This is a genomic window from Serratia sp. EWG9, from assembly GCF_019913725.1.
Lineage (GTDB): Bacteria > Pseudomonadota > Gammaproteobacteria > Enterobacterales > Enterobacteriaceae > Serratia > Serratia ureilytica.
In genome coordinates this window covers 29,580-45,793 of record NZ_JADNRO010000011.1, presented here as the reverse complement: position 1 = coordinate 45,793, position 16,214 = coordinate 29,580, and the positions used below count along the sequence as shown (strand labels likewise).

General features: G+C 56.1%; 15 protein-coding genes. 12 read left to right on the top strand and 3 right to left on the bottom strand.

Going from position 1 to position 16,214, the window contains the following annotated elements; genetic code table 11:
- The first annotated feature begins 11 nt into the window (after positions 1 to 11).
- Positions 12 to 272, top strand: a complete 261-nt coding sequence (locus tag ITX55_RS20480) for an acyl carrier protein (protein WP_015378483.1) — start codon at positions 12 to 14, stop codon at positions 270 to 272.
- On the top strand, positions 259 to 1,431 hold the full coding sequence (locus ITX55_RS20475; RefSeq protein WP_223085335.1) for an aminotransferase class I/II-fold pyridoxal phosphate-dependent enzyme: 1,173 nt from the start codon (positions 259 to 261) through the stop codon (positions 1,429 to 1,431). Before ITX55_RS20480 ends, ITX55_RS20475 begins: the two co-directional genes overlap by 14 nt.
- Positions 1,432 to 1,497: 66 nt before the next feature.
- Here the strand turns inward: ITX55_RS20475 and ITX55_RS20470 are convergent, their stop codons facing one another.
- Positions 1,498 to 2,229, bottom strand: a complete 732-nt coding sequence (locus ITX55_RS20470; protein WP_096242419.1) for an ATP-binding protein — start codon at positions 2,227 to 2,229, stop codon at positions 1,498 to 1,500.
- Between the two features lie 368 nt (positions 2,230 to 2,597).
- Here ITX55_RS20470 and ITX55_RS20465 point away from each other — a divergent pair, with 368 nt between their 5' ends.
- The 7 genes from ITX55_RS20465 (at position 2,598) to lptG (ending at position 9,186) form a co-directional block, all read left to right on the top strand.
- The gene (locus ITX55_RS20465) at positions 2,598 to 3,323 is read left to right on the top strand and encodes a lipoprotein (RefSeq protein ID WP_033643765.1); all 726 of its coding nucleotides are present in this window, start codon (positions 2,598 to 2,600) and stop codon (positions 3,321 to 3,323) included.
- Between the two features lie 30 nt (positions 3,324 to 3,353).
- The gene (locus tag ITX55_RS20460; RefSeq protein WP_033651883.1) at positions 3,354 to 4,148 is read left to right on the top strand and encodes a hypothetical protein; all 795 of its coding nucleotides are present in this window, start codon (positions 3,354 to 3,356) and stop codon (positions 4,146 to 4,148) included.
- Between the two features lie 72 nt (positions 4,149 to 4,220).
- Positions 4,221 to 5,558, top strand: a complete 1,338-nt coding sequence (locus ITX55_RS20455; RefSeq protein WP_004935553.1) for a lipopolysaccharide biosynthesis protein — start codon at positions 4,221 to 4,223, stop codon at positions 5,556 to 5,558.
- Positions 5,555 to 6,424 carry a hypothetical protein gene (locus tag ITX55_RS20450; protein WP_033643767.1) on the top strand — a complete coding sequence of 290 codons (870 nt, stop codon included), beginning with the start codon at positions 5,555 to 5,557 and terminating at the stop codon, positions 6,422 to 6,424. Before ITX55_RS20455 ends, ITX55_RS20450 begins: the two co-directional genes overlap by 4 nt.
- 20 nt (positions 6,425 to 6,444) lie before the next feature.
- A complete protein-coding gene (locus ITX55_RS20445; RefSeq protein ID WP_089192622.1) occupies positions 6,445 to 7,011 on the top strand; it encodes a YtfJ family protein in 567 nt (188 codons plus the stop codon).
- Between the two features lie 28 nt (positions 7,012 to 7,039).
- Entirely contained in the window at positions 7,040 to 8,110 is a 1,071-nt protein-coding gene (gene lptF, locus ITX55_RS20440) for an LPS export ABC transporter permease LptF (protein WP_197801422.1), read from the top strand.
- Entirely contained in the window at positions 8,107 to 9,186 is a 1,080-nt protein-coding gene (gene lptG / locus ITX55_RS20435; RefSeq protein WP_223085334.1) for an LPS export ABC transporter permease LptG, read from the top strand. The genes lptF and lptG overlap by 4 nt, the downstream gene beginning before the upstream one ends.
- 192 nt (positions 9,187 to 9,378) lie before the next feature.
- Here lptG and ITX55_RS20430 read toward each other — a convergent pair whose 3' ends face one another.
- The gene (locus tag ITX55_RS20430; protein ID WP_164057602.1) at positions 9,379 to 10,992 is read right to left on the bottom strand and encodes a restriction endonuclease; all 1,614 of its coding nucleotides are present in this window, start codon (positions 10,990 to 10,992) and stop codon (positions 9,379 to 9,381) included.
- A gap of 702 nt (positions 10,993 to 11,694) precedes the next feature.
- Between ITX55_RS20430 and ITX55_RS20425 the strand changes: the two genes are divergently transcribed.
- Positions 11,695 to 12,453: an ankyrin repeat domain-containing protein gene (locus tag ITX55_RS20425; RefSeq protein WP_223085333.1), complete on the top strand. Its 759-nt coding sequence runs from the start codon at positions 11,695 to 11,697 to the stop codon at positions 12,451 to 12,453.
- A 141-nt stretch (positions 12,454 to 12,594) separates the two neighbouring features.
- On the top strand, positions 12,595 to 13,368 hold the full coding sequence (locus tag ITX55_RS20420) for an ankyrin repeat domain-containing protein (RefSeq protein ID WP_147838293.1): 774 nt from the start codon (positions 12,595 to 12,597) through the stop codon (positions 13,366 to 13,368).
- A 91-nt stretch (positions 13,369 to 13,459) separates the two neighbouring features.
- Here ITX55_RS20420 and ITX55_RS20415 read toward each other — a convergent pair whose 3' ends face one another.
- Complete coding sequence (locus tag ITX55_RS20415) at positions 13,460 to 14,767, bottom strand: serine hydrolase (protein ID WP_223085332.1); 1,308 nt, start codon at positions 14,765 to 14,767, stop codon at positions 13,460 to 13,462.
- 107 nt (positions 14,768 to 14,874) lie between these two features.
- Here ITX55_RS20415 and ITX55_RS20410 point away from each other — a divergent pair, with 107 nt between their 5' ends.
- Entirely contained in the window at positions 14,875 to 15,783 is a 909-nt protein-coding gene (locus ITX55_RS20410) for a LysR family transcriptional regulator (RefSeq protein WP_223085330.1), read from the top strand.
- Positions 15,784 to 16,214 lie beyond the last annotated feature (431 nt).

Below are 16,214 nucleotides of genomic sequence, written 5' to 3'. Positions count from 1 at the left end.
TCAACGTTCTTATGCTAAATCGCGATGCTGTAATGGATTATATCCTGACGTGTTTGCAAGGTATCGTCGAAGGCGGAGTGGAAATAAAACCTGATAGCGATCTCGTCAATGATCTTGGCCTGGAATCCATCAGAGTCTTGGATCTGCTGATGATGCTGGAAGATGAATTAGATATCTCCATTCCGATCAATATATTGCTTGATGTCAGAACGCCTGAGCAACTGCTTGACGCGCTGCGCCCTTATCTGGAGAAAAACCATGGGACTGTATGATAAGTTTGCGCGGCTCGCGGGCGATCGCGAACAGTTTCAAACCTCCGGCCTGAATCCGTTCGGTACCTGCATCGACGAAGTCTATTCCGCCACCCAGGGGCGCATCGGCGATCAAAAGATTGTCCTCGCCGGCACCAATAACTACCTTGGCCTGACGTTCGATGCGCAGGCGATCGCCGCCGGCCAATCGGCCCTGGCCGCGCTCGGCACCGGCACCACCGGCTCGCGCATGGCGAACGGCAGCTACGGATCGCACCTGGCGATCGAACGGGAGCTGGCGGCATTCTTCGATCGCCCGAGCGCCATCGTGTTCTCCACCGGCTACACCGCCAACCTGGGCGTCATCAGCACGCTGGCGGGGCCGGGATCCGTGGTGTTGATCGACGCGGACAGCCACGCGAGCATTTACGACGCCTGCGCCCTCGGCGGCGCGGAGATTATTCGCTTTCGCCACAATGACGCCGCCGATCTGGAGCGCCGCATGGTGCGCCTGGGCGAACGCGCCCGCGAGGCGCTCATTATCGTGGAAGGCATCTACAGCATGCTGGGCGACGTCGCCCCGCTGGTGGAAATCGTCGATATCAAACGGCGGCTGGGCGGGTATCTGCTGGTCGACGAAGCGCATTCCTTCGGCGTGATGGGCGAACACGGCCGCGGCCTGGCCGAAGCGCTGGGCGTCGAGCAAGACGTGGATATCATCATGGGCACCTTCAGCAAAAGCCTGGCTTCGATCGGCGGTTTCGCCGTCGGCGGCAAGGGGATGGACGTGCTGCGCTACAGCAGCCGGCCGTATATCTTTACCGCTTCGCCGTCGCCGTCCAGCATCGCGTCGGTGCGCACGGCGCTGCAAAAAATCGCGCGCCAACCCGAGCTGCGGGAAAAACTGTGGAGCAACGCGCACCGCCTGTATCACGGCCTCGCAGAGCTGGGCTATACCCTGGGGCCGCGCATCAGCCCGGTAGTGCCGGTGATGATCGGTTCGAAGGAGGACGGCCTGCGTTTCTGGCGCGAGCTGATCGCCCACGGCGTGTATGTGAATCTGGTGCTGCCGCCGGCCGCGCCGGCGGGCGTCACCCTGCTGCGCTGCAGCGTCAATGCCGCGCACAGCGATGAAGAGATAGACGCCATCGTGCGCGCCTTTGCGGCGCTGAAAAAATAAAGCCTTCCCTCTCGGCCGCGGCGGCGGCGAAAACGCCATCGCCGCCCTGCCGAATCGCTGCGCACCTCAGTGCGCAGCCGGTGATGCCTCATCAGCCGAATAGCGATAACCCTGCGCCGCCATAAATTCCCCAATGGCTTTTTCCGCCGCCGAAAGCACCTCCTCGATCGGCCGATCGGCATCGAGATCCACGATGTCGGCGCCTTCGAAGGTCAATAACGGCGTGACGGCGATCTTCTTCTCCAGCGCCGCTTTGCGGTGATCGGGTTTACGGGCGCAGGCCACGTCCAGACTGACATTCAGCTTGAGCACCAGATCCGGTTTTTGCTTCGCCATCCACTGAAACGCCGCCCGCTCCCGCGCCGCCAGCCAACGGACGAAACGGCTGCCTTCGACATCGACGGGAAATACCGTGCCATCATAAGCGCCGGGGATTTGCGCCTGCGGAAAACGGTCGGTCAGCACGATGAACCCCTGCCGCCGAAACGCCAGCATGCGGCGAAACCGCAGCAGCCGCCGCCCCACGAAGGCGATGATCACCGCCGACGGCAACAGGCCGATGCGGGATTTCTTCGTTTTGACTTTTTTGGTATTGCTTTCGATAGCCTTGCCCACCGAGCGCCCGAGCAGCGGCAGTTTCGCCGCCGCGCGCCCGACGTTGCCCGCCTGTTTGCCCAGATGCACCTGCACCGCCGGGCCATAATGTTTCACATATTCGATCAGATGTTCACAAACGGTGGACTTACCCGATCCGTCGCTGCCGATAACCGCAATCAGCGGCGGAAATTTTGCATTCATAATCAAACTCTCTTTCAATACACCAGAAACGGCATGCCCTATTTGAAACGAAATATCGCTCACGGCCGCGACGGCAGCGCGAAGATAATTGCCATGACGCCGCGCCAAACCGCACAAAAGATTAAGCGAAAATGGAAAACCTCTGCTCTTTTTTCGCCGTGAGCCAGGCCGAAAGTTAACATAAAAAGCGAAACCGACTCACGCCCGGCCAATTAGCACAAAATAACAAGAACGAAAGCCATAAATATCAATTCAAATAACCAACAGGAATACCGAACCCATTATTTTATCGCGGCAAAGCACAATAAATATCTTGAACCCAAGGCGTATTGGAATACAATAGTTTTTTTCGCATTGGATTAATTATTGTGAGTCAGCAGATAAGACCTTCATCTGATCGCTCGCCCGTGCGCGTAATAGCGATAACCGGCTGTGACGGCTCGGGAAAATCCACCCTGGCCGCCAGTCTGGTCGAGGCCTTATCGGCGCAAGAACCTGCCGAACTGCTTTATCTCGGCCAGTCTTCCGGGCGTATCGGCGAATGGATCAGTTCGCTGCCGATTATTGGCGCGCCCTTCGGGCGTTATTTGCTGAAGAAATCGCAGCGCGTGCACGATCGCCCTGCTACGCCGCCGGATAATGCCACGGCGCTGGTGATCTTTTTACTTTCCTATTGGCGCGTTTTTAAATTCCGCCGCATGCTGAAGAAAAGTCGCCGCGGCGCATTGCTGATTACCGATCGTTATCCGCAGGCCGAAGTGGCGGGATTTCGTTTCGATGGCCCGCAGCTGGCGAAAACCGCCGGCGGCAATCGCTGGATACGCTGGCTGAGAAAACGCGAACAACGTCTGTACCACTGGATGGCGTCTTATCAGCCCTTATTATTAATTCGGTTGGATATTGACGAGCAAACGGCCTATTCACGCAAACCCGATCACTCGTTGGCGGCGTTGCGTGAAAAGATCGCCGTCATCCCACACCTGACGTTTAACGGCGCTAACATATTGGATTTGGACGGCCGCGAGCCGGCCAAGCATATTTTCGATGCTTCGCTGCGCGCCGTTAAAATATCGCTGAGGGCCGCCAATGCCTAGCCGCCAAATAACCTTTTCGTACCGAAACAGATGAAAAAAAATAAACTCACTGCCGAGCAGGATACCTCTCACGGCTGCATCACCGGGCTGATTGCCGTGGTGGGCAGCGACGGCACGGGCAAGTCCACGCTGACCGCCGATCTGGTGAAAAACCTACAGCAGCATCGCCCCACGCAGCGCCGCTATTTGGGGCTGATCTCCGGCGAAGACGGCGACAAAATCAAGAAATTGCCGTTCATCGGCGTGTGGCTGGAGCGGCGCCTGGCGGCCAAATCCGATAAAACCCAGCGCATGAGCAACAGGCCGCCGGCGCTGTGGGCGGCGCTGATCATGTACGGCTTTTCGCTGTGGCGCGCCGCCAACCTGCGCAAGGTGCGGCGGCTGGCGCAGAGCGGCGTGCTGGTGATCAGCGATCGCTACCCGCAGGCGGAAATTTCCGGTTTTTACTACGATGGGCCCGGCATCGGCGTGGAACGCGCAAAAGGCCGGCTATTGCGCCGCCTGGCGGCACGCGAACGCCGTTTATATCAACGCATGGCCGTCTATCGGCCGGAGCTGATCATTCGCCTGGATATCGACGTCGATACGGCGTTTTCCCGCAAGCCCGATCACAGCTATGAAGAGCTGAAAGACAAAATTTCCGCCATGGTGCGCCTGCAGTACAACGGCGCGCGCATCATCGAGCTGGACGCCAGAGCCCCTTACGACGAGGTGCTGAGCAACGCGCTCAACGCCATTTCCGCCGTGGTGAACCCCGCGAAGCGCCCACAGAGCGACATCGGGCAACCCGGCGAAAACGCCGGTAAAGAAACTCAGGTTTATTAAAAAGAGACAGGGCAAGCGCATGAGTGCGGAACACAAGATGCACAAAAATAACGATGATGGCTGGTTTAAGTTATGAAACGATGGTTTTCCGATGGCGCGTTTCGTTCCATTTTACGTAATGCCGCCTATTTAGGCTCCGGCAGCGTCGCCAGCGCACTGCTTGGCCTGCTGGCGCTCTCCTGCGCCGGTAAAGGCATGTCGCCTGAAATGTTCGGCGTGCTGGTGGTGATCCAGGCCTATACCAAAGCGGTCAGCGATTTCATCAAATTCCAAACCTGGCAGTTTGTGGTGCAATTCGGCACCCCGGCGCTGGAGCATCAAAATACCGGGCGCTTCCGCGACGTCGTCGCGTTCTCCTTCGGCCTGGATATCGCCAGCGGCGTCATCGCCGTGCTGGGCGGCATGATCATGCTGCCGTTCTTGTCACACGCCCTGGGGCTGGACAGCGAAAGCTTCTGGCTCGCCATGCTGTACTGCACCCTGATCCCGTCGATGACCTCGTCCACGCCCACCGGCGTGTTGCGCGCCTTCAATCGCTTCGATCTCATCGCCATCCAGCAGGCGATCAAGCCGTTCCTGCAGGCGGTGGGCAGCGTCATCTCCTATTATTTCGATCTGGGGTTCCCCGGCTTTATCGTCACCTGGTACGCCTCTAACCTGATCGGCGGCACGCTGTTTTGGTGGTTCACCGCGCGCGAGCTGCGCCGTCGCGATATCCACGGCGCGCTGAGGCCGCGCCTGTTCAACGTCGCGCGCCGCATCGAGGGCGCCTGGAACTTCGTCTGGACCACCAACATCGCCCACACCATCTGGGCCGCGCGCAACTCCTGCACCACCGTGCTGGTGGGCGTGGTGCTCGGGCCGGCCGCCGCCGGGCTGTTCAAGATCGCCATGACCTTCTTCGATGCGACGGGCACCCCGGCCAAGCTGCTGGAGAAAAGCTTCTATCCCGAGATCATGCGTTTGGATCCGCGCACCAAGACCCCGTGGCTGCTGGGCCTGCGCTCTTCGTTGCTGGCCGGCGGCATCGGTCTGGCCGTCGCGGTGTTGATGTTGCTGGTGGGCAAGCCGCTTATTTCCGCGGTCTTCGGGCAGCAATACCTGGAAGCCTATGACCTGATTCAAATCATGCTGGGCGCGATCATCGTCTCGATGATGGGCTTCCCGCAGGAATCCTTGCTGTTTATGGCGGGCAAGCAGCGCGCTTTCCTGATCGCGCAGGCGACGGCCTCGGCGGCCTACATTGCGCTGCTGGTGTCGATGGCGTATGCCTTCGGCGTGCAGGGCGCCGCCTTCGCTTATTTACTGGGGCAATGTTTAGACGTGCTGTTATCCCTGATACCGACGATCGGCGCCTACCGCAATCGCTTTATGTTGGGGCTGAATGTGCCCAAAGAGAGTAATCAATGACCGCTAACACGAATTGGAAGAAGTTCTCCGCCGAAACCACCCAGGCGCTGTTTGTCGCCGTGGAAGAGGATGACCTGGTCGAGGCGAATATCAGCCTGCCGCAGCAGATCGATCTGGAATGCTCCCCCGAGAGCATCCGGGACAACTACGCGCTGTGCCTGCAGTTTTGGGAAGACGGCTTTTCCCGCCGCGAGCTGCTGCAACTGGTGAACGGTTTCCTGCAAGACCCGCAGTTGGCGGCGGCAACGCGCATGCGCTACAAATATATCCGCGCCCGCTATAAGCACCTGCGCTTCGCCCAGCAGCTGTACGGCGCGCCCCACCGCGCCAACCGCCTGTTCCACACCACTACCGTGGTACTCGGCCATTTTCAGGACGCGTTTCGCAACGGCAACCAGAAGAACCTGACGCTTTACGGCAACCTGCTGCGGCTGCTGCTCAGCAAACCGGTATGGTCTTACGTGCGCTATGCGCTGCGCCACACCCGCCTGGAAAGCGCACAGGGCTTTATCGCCTACCGCCAGGAGCAGATGCGCCAGCTGCAGACGCTGATCGCCGGCCCGGCGCTGACCGGGCATCAGTTCCACGACGTGCGCAAAATCGTCAGCCGCCAGGTATCGTTTTACGACACGCTGAGATCGATCGATCCGGACAACCGCGAGGCCCGGCAGATCTCGCGCTTCCTGGCGGCGATTAACGGCCTGATGGGCGACCGGCACGACGTGATGGTGGCGGACAAGCTGGCCGGCGGCGATATCTATGACCGGCCGGCGACGCTGGACATCGACATCCGCCAGCGCCTGGAGCTGCTGCTGGCGCGTTTTCCGCTGTCGTTTTCCCCGTCGGCCGTCGCGGCCGGCAGATAAGCGCGTTGCCCGTAGCCATGATGACGTTACCTCGCTTGCTGGCCCTCGCCCTGCTGCTGTCGCCGCTGGCGGCGCCGGCGCATAACTTCGTGCAGGGCCGGCCGGTGGCGCCGATCGCCATCGCCGATCGCGGCGAGCTGCTGCTGCGCAACGGCGATTTCAGCTACCGGCCATGGAACAGCGCAAAACTGGCGGGCAAGGTGCGGGTGATCCAGTACATCGCCGGGCGCACCTCCGCCAAAAAGAAGAACTCGCTGCTGATCAACGCCGTCAAGGACGCGAACCTGCCGGGCGATCGCTTCCAGCCGACCACCATCGTCAACACCGACGACGCGATACCGGGCTCCGGCTTCTTCGTGCGCGGCAAGATCGAGAAAAACAAGCGCCATTATCCCTGGGCGCAGTTCATCGTCGACAGCGACGGGCTGGGGCGCATGGCCTGGCGGCTGCCGGAGGAGAGCTCCACCATCGTAGTGCTGGACAAGGCCGGGCGCGTGCAGTGGGCGAAGGACGGCGCACTCACCCCGCAGGAAGTTGACCAGGTGATCGCCCTGCTGCACGCGCTGATCGCGCAGGAGACGCCATGAAGCGCACGCCGCCGGGAGCCGATGACGCATGCCTTTGATTGAACGCTATATCACGGTTGAGATCCGCCGCCTGGTGATGATGATCGCCGGGTTTCTGATCTTCATGTTCGCCAGCTACTCCGCCCAGCGCTACCTGACCGACGCCGCCAACGGCACGCTGGCGCTGCGGGTGGTGGCCGACGTGGTGTTCTATAAATCGCTGATCGCGCTGGAGATGATATTGCCCGTCGCGCTGTATGTCTCGGTGGCGGTGGCGCTGAGCCAGATGTACAGCGATGCGGAGATCACCGCCATGCTGGCCGCCGGCGCCAGCCCGCTGCGGCTGTACAAGGCGGTGCTGCTGCTCGCCGTGCCGCTGGCGATCGCGGTCACGCTGCTGTCGCTGTATGGCAGGCCCTGGGCGTACGCCAATATTTATCAGCTGCAACAACAGTCGCAGTCGGTGCTGGACGTGAGCCACCTGCAGGCCGACAAATTCAACGTCAGCGGCAACGGCCGCATGATCCTCGCCAATCACGTCGATAAAACGGCCAACCACCTGACGGACGCCCTGATTTATGTGCGCGGCGGCCATCACACCAACCTGTACCGCGCGCAGTCGGTGGAAGTGCTCGACGCCTCTCCCGCCAGCCCCGCCGTGCGGCTGAAAACCGGCACCGCCTATGTGCTGGATCGCCAGGGTGCCGACGACAACGGCCAGAATTACGACAACTTTGACATCGCGCTCAAACCGTTCGTGCCCAGCGCCGAGAGCCGGCACAAGTCGGCCTCGCCGGCGGAGCTGGCGCGCTCCGCCGATCCGGGCGATGCCGCCGAACTGCAATGGCGCGAGAGCCGCGGGCTGACCACCGTGCTGATGGTGCTGCTGGCGATCCCCTTGAGCCGCATCAAACCGCGACAGGGGCGCTACGCCGCGCTGCTGCCCCTGACGGTGCTGTTTACCGTGATTTTCTATGGCGGCAACATTTGCCGCACGCTGGTGGCCAACGGCTCTCTGTCGACGATCCCCGGCGTTTGGCTGGTGCCGATAGCGATGGCTGTCGGCATCGCCCTGCTGCTGGCGCGCGACTTATCACTGCTGCGGAAACCCTCCCGATGACTATTTTTAGCCGCTACCTAATGCGCAACGTGTTCATCGGCTTCGCCGCCGCGGCCGGGCTGCTCATCCCGCTGTTCACCACCTTCACGCTGATCAACGAGCTGGAGGACGTGACCCCGGGCGGCTACCGCTGGCAGCAGGCGCTGCTGGTGACCGTGATGACCCTGCCGCGCAGCCTGGTCGATCTGGGGCCATTTATCGCGCTGCTCGGCGGCATCGTCGGGCTGGGGCAGCTGTCGAAAACTCTGGAGCTGACGGCGATCCGCTCCGCCGGGATGTCGATATTCCGCATTGCGCTGGTGATGCTCGCCGCCGGGCTGCTGATGAACCTCTCACTCGGCGCCCTCGATGAATGGGCCGCTTCGCCGCTGCAGCAACGCGCACTGCAGATGAAGAACAACGCGCTGGCGCAGTCGAACAGTAACGACGTCACCGTGAACCCGCTATGGGCGCGGCGCGGCAACGAGTTTGTTACGGTCAAAACCGTCGATGAGAACGACCAGCCCCACGGCATTGAGATCTTCCGTTATCAGGCCAACCGCGCGCTGGAATCTTACCTTTACGCTGACAGCGCCAGCACCGCCGCCGACGGCAACTGGCTGCTGCACAACGTGATGCAAAAAAGCTGGCAAGGCAAAAAGGAGACGATTGCGCGGCAAGACAGCCTGCTCTGGCGCTCGCTGTTCGCCGTGCCTAGCCTGAAAGAGCTGACCCTGCCGGCGGGCAGCTTCTCGTTCCAACAGCTGGATCGCTATATCGATTATCTGCAGGGCTCTGGGCAACTCAGCACCGAATACCGCCTGGCGCTGTGGAAAAAACTCGGCCAGCCCCTGCTGGTGCTGGCGATGATTTTGCTGGCCATCCCGTTTACCTTCACCGCCCCACGTGCGCCCGGCATGGGCAGCCGATTAGCGCTCGGCGTCATCATCGGGTTGCTGACCTACATCGCTTACCAAATCGTTCTCAACCTGGGGTTGCTGTTCGCCCTCAACGCGCCCTTCACCGCCCTTGCCCCGCCGCTGTTGCTCCTGGCGTTGGCGCTGGCGCTGGTTTATCGGTTTGATCGGCGGGGTTAGGGGGGGAGTAAGCAGGGATGAGCACAGATGTGTGAGATAAGCCCGTCTGCAAAGACGGGCTTATCAGTCCACTTAAGGTTTAGGAGCATCAGATACTAATAGCTCTTGATGCTAATCGATACGCCACAACTCAGATAAGGCAATCGACTTAACGAAAGCGCTACCATTCAACTATGAGCTTCTTAAAATTACTTAAAAATTTGGATTAATACGGGCAGATACGCCGGCGTGTTCCTTTAAAAGATAAAGAAGGCCCCCACCATCAATGAGTTCTATGGGTTTATCCTCACAAAACCGATAAGCGTCTTTGCCGTACTGGCTGGTACAGACCAAAATCCCTTTGTTTGCTCCTTCATTCATCATTGTACCGTACAAGTCTCTTACAGAACTGACCCCGACTGTGTCTTTATATCTTTTGGCTTGAATAACAACTTTGCCTCCCAGAATTGGACGTGTATCAAATGCAACCGCATCAACACCACCGTCCTTTGTACCTCTGGTAAGTTTTGTATCTAAACCCATTTGCGTGAATAGGTTTGAAACCAATACTTCGAACTCAGATGGGGAAAGCTCCATAAGATTTGGGCGAGTTTCAAGGCCAGAAAGAGCATCCCCCTGCTCAATAAAGCGTTTATCAACCATATCAAACTCAAGAATAGGTTTGACTGCCTGGAGTTCATCAGGTCGTCCTGAAACTTGGGCCCCCAGGCTTCGGAGACATGCAATTTTTTCAACTCGTTCGAGTTTTATTTGCATAAAATCATCTTTGTGCGCTCGAGCTGAAACCAACGTAACAACGACGTCATGGCCACTAGTCGGATCAATGGTCTCGATAACACCGTTAAAAAGAACAGAAGTTAAAGCTGAGGCTTTATCTGCTTCGAATAACTCATGCAAAGTTCGAAGCGTAATTGCCGCAATTACATTTTGATATATTTCTTTGATTTCATTAGCCTTCCTCGCCTTTGATTCGATAGCATCTCTTGTCTTAACGTATCTATACTCAAGCTGATTTGGGACAATAGATATGTCTGGCAAGCTATATTCAACTACCAATTCTTTATTTTCAGGTAAGTATGCGAGTCTAAATGATTGAGGGAAACCAACTTCCGGATATTCAGAACGAGTCAGAACCATCTCACAATAAGCCAGCACACTGTCAGGAACACACTCCAGATAGTCTAGCTCAAACTGATTAACTTCCTCATGTTGTTTTTCAAGCTCGTCAAAATAGGCCACTCTATGCTTTTGATATTCTTCAACCAACGTATTTAGCTCAGCCTTCTGGTTAGAGGTTCTTCGCAGATATTCTTCTTTTCTTCTAGCGAAAATTTCTTCAGCACTTTTTAACTCACGTTGATATTTTTTCTTCACCCATGGGAAAATATTTTTCCATGCGGGAGGAGAATTAACAATTTTCAGTTCAGGCTCTGCCTCTGGTAATAGGTGTCCAGGCGTTTTGAAATCTTCGAACTGAGGAGTTTTTTTTAAGGCGGAGAAATCTATCGAATCGTCAAACTCGAGTGTATGTTCAAGCAAGGTTGAAAGAGCAATGATAACCTCTTCCAACTCAGCGTTCAGGTCGGACACTTCATCGAGTCGCCCTTCTAAATACGCAACCTTAGCTGCTTTTTCAGCTGCTTTATGCACACGTAATATCTGAGCATTTTCTCTTTTAGCTTCACGTTCTAACCGTCGAATCTCTGCAAAATGATTTCTCTCTGATCTCTTGCGCTCTCGCTCTGCTGCTGCTACGGCTCTAGCTGTCGCGCGGATAAAACCTTCAAATCCCGATCTGCGTCCCATCTCAGTCCCCAGTGTCTCCCACTAAAAAATCAATTCATGACCTTAGCAAAATTGCCATAGGCGAGCATGGATTTCCTTTAAGTTTTTCTCAATTTACTTCATTGACATTCACACGGTCCAGAAGACCAACAAAAATTCCTATCACCAATAATTAATTGATATTTAATTAATTAACAAGGCAATAAAACTTAATTCTTGGCAGGTCCGCTCACATAGCCTAGAACTACTACAGAATGCCTGCTCCCTATAGATGCAATGGTAAACAATGCTCTTAATGGGGTCAGTCCACTTCGTTGTTCCACTACTGATAGCCGTAGATGCCGTTGGGGGTGTTCCGCCAGTACGAAGGGGCAGTTGTACTGGGAGATGAGCTCAAAACACCGTATCAAACTTTGGAAAACAAGAACTTTCCGGTTAACCTTTGGCCGGCTTTACAAATTGGCCTGAGCCGTTATCATCCCTTATCTGGTGTCCTATGCGCCGTTAGCTATCGCTGATTGCCGTTCGATAACATGCCCCCTCAGGGCGCCATCGAGTGCAAGGAGTGCGAGCGCCCGCCTGAATTGGCCAAGACGCAGCAAGCAAAGGAAGAGACACGCTATGTTTTCCAGTTTGAAACTGCTGTATATCGCCGATGATATTATTTCGCCTGATGATTGAAGATCAGAAAGACGAGGATGTCGCCACTATCAGGGGGAGAATATGAGCAAGTTGATAATGGCCATGGCGTTACTGTTTACTGTTTTCATGATGCAAGGATGCAAAAAAAACATGGAATATGAACCACAGGATTTTTTTGAAGGCCGTCAACTGGAAGTCGCGCAGCTGATTTATGATGGCGATGAAGTGAAACTGAAAGAGCAGCTTCCCTCTATAAGCAAGGAAGAACTGAATCGACAGGTTAAGGCGGACATGACCCTGCTGTTTTGGTCGGTGTTGAACTCAATCTATGATAAAAACACGCCGGAAAGGCTGAAAATAATAACCGACCTGGTTAAAGCTGGCGCAGACCCGTTGCAGCCCAGACCAGAGGGAGGAAGCAGCCCAGCGGAATTCGTCATGAAAGCCGACAAGGGAATTTGGGTCAAAACCATGCTCGACGGCGGTTTACCGCCAAACGCAAAAGATAAGGTATTCAATGAGCCCATTGTATTCCAAACAATCAAAGCCAAAAACACTGAAACGTTAAAGGTGATGCTGGATTATGGCGCGGACATAAATATCAGAGACTCCTTGCAACAAACCTTATTAATGGATGCTTTTTTTAGCTCAGCCTTTGAGCACATGACCCTACTGCTCAATCGGGGTGCGAATCCTAACCCGGTAAATATAAACAATCTTTCGCTGTTAACAGCAGTGAATCGGCAAATAAAAGACAGCCAAGATGGCTCAGAATACAATGAACAGTGTAAGAAAATACTCGAGATCATGCTTTTGAAAGGAGCAAAGGAAACGCCGTAATTTCATCAACGCAGATCTGACAGCTGCCGGTTATTTATACTGAAGCTGTCAGGTTACATCTGGCTTTCGATAAACACGCTATAGACTACGCAATAAAACGGATTGAAGAGACGAGGATGCCACCATTCTCAGGGGGAGAAGATGAGAAAATTGATAATGGCGATAGCGCTACTGTTTACTGTTCTCATGGTGCAAGGATGCAACAAAAGCATGGAATATGAGCCACAGGATTTTTTTGAAGGTCGTCAACTGGACATCGCACAGCTGATTTATGATGGTGATGAGGTGAAACTGAAAGAGAAGCTTCCCTCTATAAGCAAGGAAGAACTGAATCGACCGGTGAAAGCAGACATGACCCTGCTTTTTTGGTCGGTGTTAAACGCAATCTATGATAAAAATACGCCGGAAAGGCTGAAAATAATAACCGACCTGGTTAAAGCGGGTGCGGACCCGTTGCAGCCCAGACCGGAAGGGGGAAGCAGCCCGGCAGAATTTGTCATGAAAGCCGACAAGGGAATTTGGATCAAGGCCATGCTCGACGGTGGTTTACCGCCAAATGCAAAAGATAAGGTATTCAACCAACCCATTATATTCGAAGCGTTAGACGCGAAAAACACTGAAACGTTAAAGGTGATGCTGGATTATGGTGCGGATATAAACACAATGGATTCATTGGGGAATACCATATTAATAAGCTCCCTGGATTCTCGTTCGTTTGATCATACGATTCTCTTATTGGAGAGAGGTGCAGATAATAAAATCAAGGGTAAGTTTGGTTGGACTATGGGCAATCAGCTCCAACGCTTTATAGATAGAGGGGTAGGCGATGCCGAGGATAAAGAGAAAATTAACAAGATAAAAGAGTTATTAATTAAAAACGGTGGAGACTGGCCTCCTCTACCTGTAGAGAATTGAGACTCCCTTAAGGTCAGCGTCGAAGACATGGAATATGCCGCTCAGAGGCAGAATGGCAACCGCCATCCAGCCCCTGCTTGCCCAGCCGACGTTAACGCAATGCCTTGGCTATCGCGCTAAACATCAGCGATGCCTCCAGCGGTTGGGCGCTGAAAGAAGGCTCCGCCTGCGGCCAGGTAGACCACTGGACGATCACCAGATTCTCCGCCTGATTCACCATAATCATCTGGCCGAAGATCCCCAGCGCCCACAGGGAATGTTTCAGGGACGCCTGCGGAGTAGGTTCTACGTTGGCCGCATTCACCGGCACTTCGTTGTTCCACCATTGAAAGCCGTAAATGCCGTCAGGATGCGCCGCCGATACCGAGCCCGCCGCCCGCGTCCAGTTGGACGACTGGGCTACCCAATCGGCCGGCAAGATCTGTTTGCCGTTCGGCAGCTTCCCGTTATGCAGAATGAATTCGCCGAAGCGCCCCCAGTCTTCCAGCGTGGCGTTGAAGCCGTGCGCGCCCACGTCGTGCTGGCCTTTGGCGTAGGCATGCCACACGCCGTCGTTCGCCATGCCGTACGGCTGCCAGATGCTTTGTTCCAGATAAGGCGCCAGCGGCATGCCGGTAGCGCGCTCCAGCACGTCGCCCAGCAGCCACGCGCCGCCGGAGGAGTAAGACCAGTTCTGCCCAGCCGGATGCGCACGCTGCAAACCGGCTACCAGCTTGCGCACGCAAGCATAAGTACCGGGTTTGGCTTCACACTCGGTCAGCTGCGCGAAGTCCGATTTCGGGTTGGTGTAATCCTCATTCCACGCCACGCCGGAGGTGTGGGTGATCAGCTGCCTGAGGGTCACGCCGTCCCACGCGGTGCCTTTCAGATCGGGTTCGTATTGCGTGATGAGATCGTCGAGTGAGTGGATCTTGCCCTGTTTAATCGCCACGCCCACCAGCGTGGCGACCACGGATTTACCCACGGAGCGCGACGTCCACAGCGTGGCGTCGGTATTGCCCTGCCCCAGATATTTCCAGGCGATTTTGCCGTCTTTCAGCACCAGCATGCCGCTGACGTTCTGGCGCTGCAGGTAATCCTGCAGGTGGTAGGTTTTGCCATTCACCCGATAGCTGGCATCGGTTAGCTGTTTAGCGGCAGCCGGCAGCGGTGTGGCATTGCCGTGATGAAACACATCCCCGGCATAGTTGCGGTAGTCGTTACGAAAACCGATCACCCGGTCACTCTGGCTCCAGGTGAGCATCTTGTGCGTGTCCGGCAATTGCGCATCGAAAGGCGCAGGACAGGCGCTGAGTTCGGTACCCGCACAGGCGGCCAGCGCGGCGGGCGCCAGCAGGCCGCTGCAGAGACTGATGACAACGCCCGCCAGCAGGCTGCGGTTAAACACTTTGCTTTTCATATTTTTTCTCGCTTAGCTCAGGAAGGCGTTCAGCTTAAAAAAACGCGGCCTATAATAAAAAACGCCTGATGGGGGAAAATCCCCCGCAAAATCGACGGGGGAACCGCGTGCCGAGCCTGATTTATTCCTTTGCCCAACTGGAAGCCTTCACCGCCGTGGCCGAGCACGGCAGCCTGGCGAAAGCCGCGCTCAAGCTGGGCAAAGACCGCACGACGCTGCGCGATTTGATTGATTTTCTCGAGGATGGCTTGGGCTATGCGCTGTTCCTGCGCGAGGGGCGCAGCCTGCACCTGACGCAGGAAGGCGAACAGCTGCAGCGCCAGGCGCACCTGCTGATGCGCCAGGTGAAAGCGTTTGAGGCGTTTGCCAAAGACGTACCGAAGAGCGCGGCGCAGGAAATCTCGCTGGTCTACGATCCCTTCACACCCCGCGCGCTGCTGCAGGCGCTGATTGCCGCCATGGCCCAACGCAACACGCGCCTGAGCCTGATTAACGCCTCGCGCGACGAAGCAGAAAGGCTGCTGGCAAGCGGCCAGGCCGATCTGGGCATCTGCCAGGCGCGCCATCGCAGCGTGGGCGACACCATGGAGTGGCGCGCCTTAGGGGCGATAGAGATGGATTTTTACGCCGCCGAAACGCTTTTCCCCAACGCGGAACAGCCGCTTTCGCTGCTGGAGCTCTCGCTCGCGCCGCAGGTGATCATGCACCCGGATTCTGACGAACCCGTGGCGCGCCGCCTGCAAATTTCAGGGCATACAATATTTACCAACGAGCTGGAAATGCTGCGCGCCCTGCTCGAACAGGGCTGCGGCTGGGGATTCCTGCCGACGCACATGCATGCCGAACAGTGGAAAAACGTTAACACACTGCGCACCGAAGTGGGCAGCCAGGGGATCAGCCAAACCATGGTCACCATCTGGAAGCCAGGCAATGACCGACGGGCGCTGATTGATGAGACGTTGGGGTTGTTGCCGGGGTTGTGGAGAGGGGGTTGGGGGGTGAAAAGTCGCTACTAAATTAGAGGTAGTGTTACCGGTAGTCGAGCGTAGGGTTCATCATCTGCGTTGTCGATCTGATCGCTCTTAAGCGGGGATTTCTGTTTTCCTCAATGAGCCCCACAACGCTTCCGTTCCACAGCTACTGGTACTGGTTTATTGCTTTGAACGGTGGCATTAAGGGGCAGCTTTGAGCGGAGAGCGGACATGCGGAAGCAAGGACTATGTATGAAAGTTAATCACGAAGTAACTAAACTCTGTTATTGCGGTGATGAAGTCGAATGTGATTGCACTGATAGTAGGATTGGCTTTGCAGTAATTTAAATGCGGTGCGGGACGATTGATTTTATCGCATATGATTGAAAGCATTCGGTGCCGAAAACTCGCGGGCAGGGAATCGGGCTGGGAGTACCTATAAGGGTATAGCTTACTCTACATGACACTAGAAATCG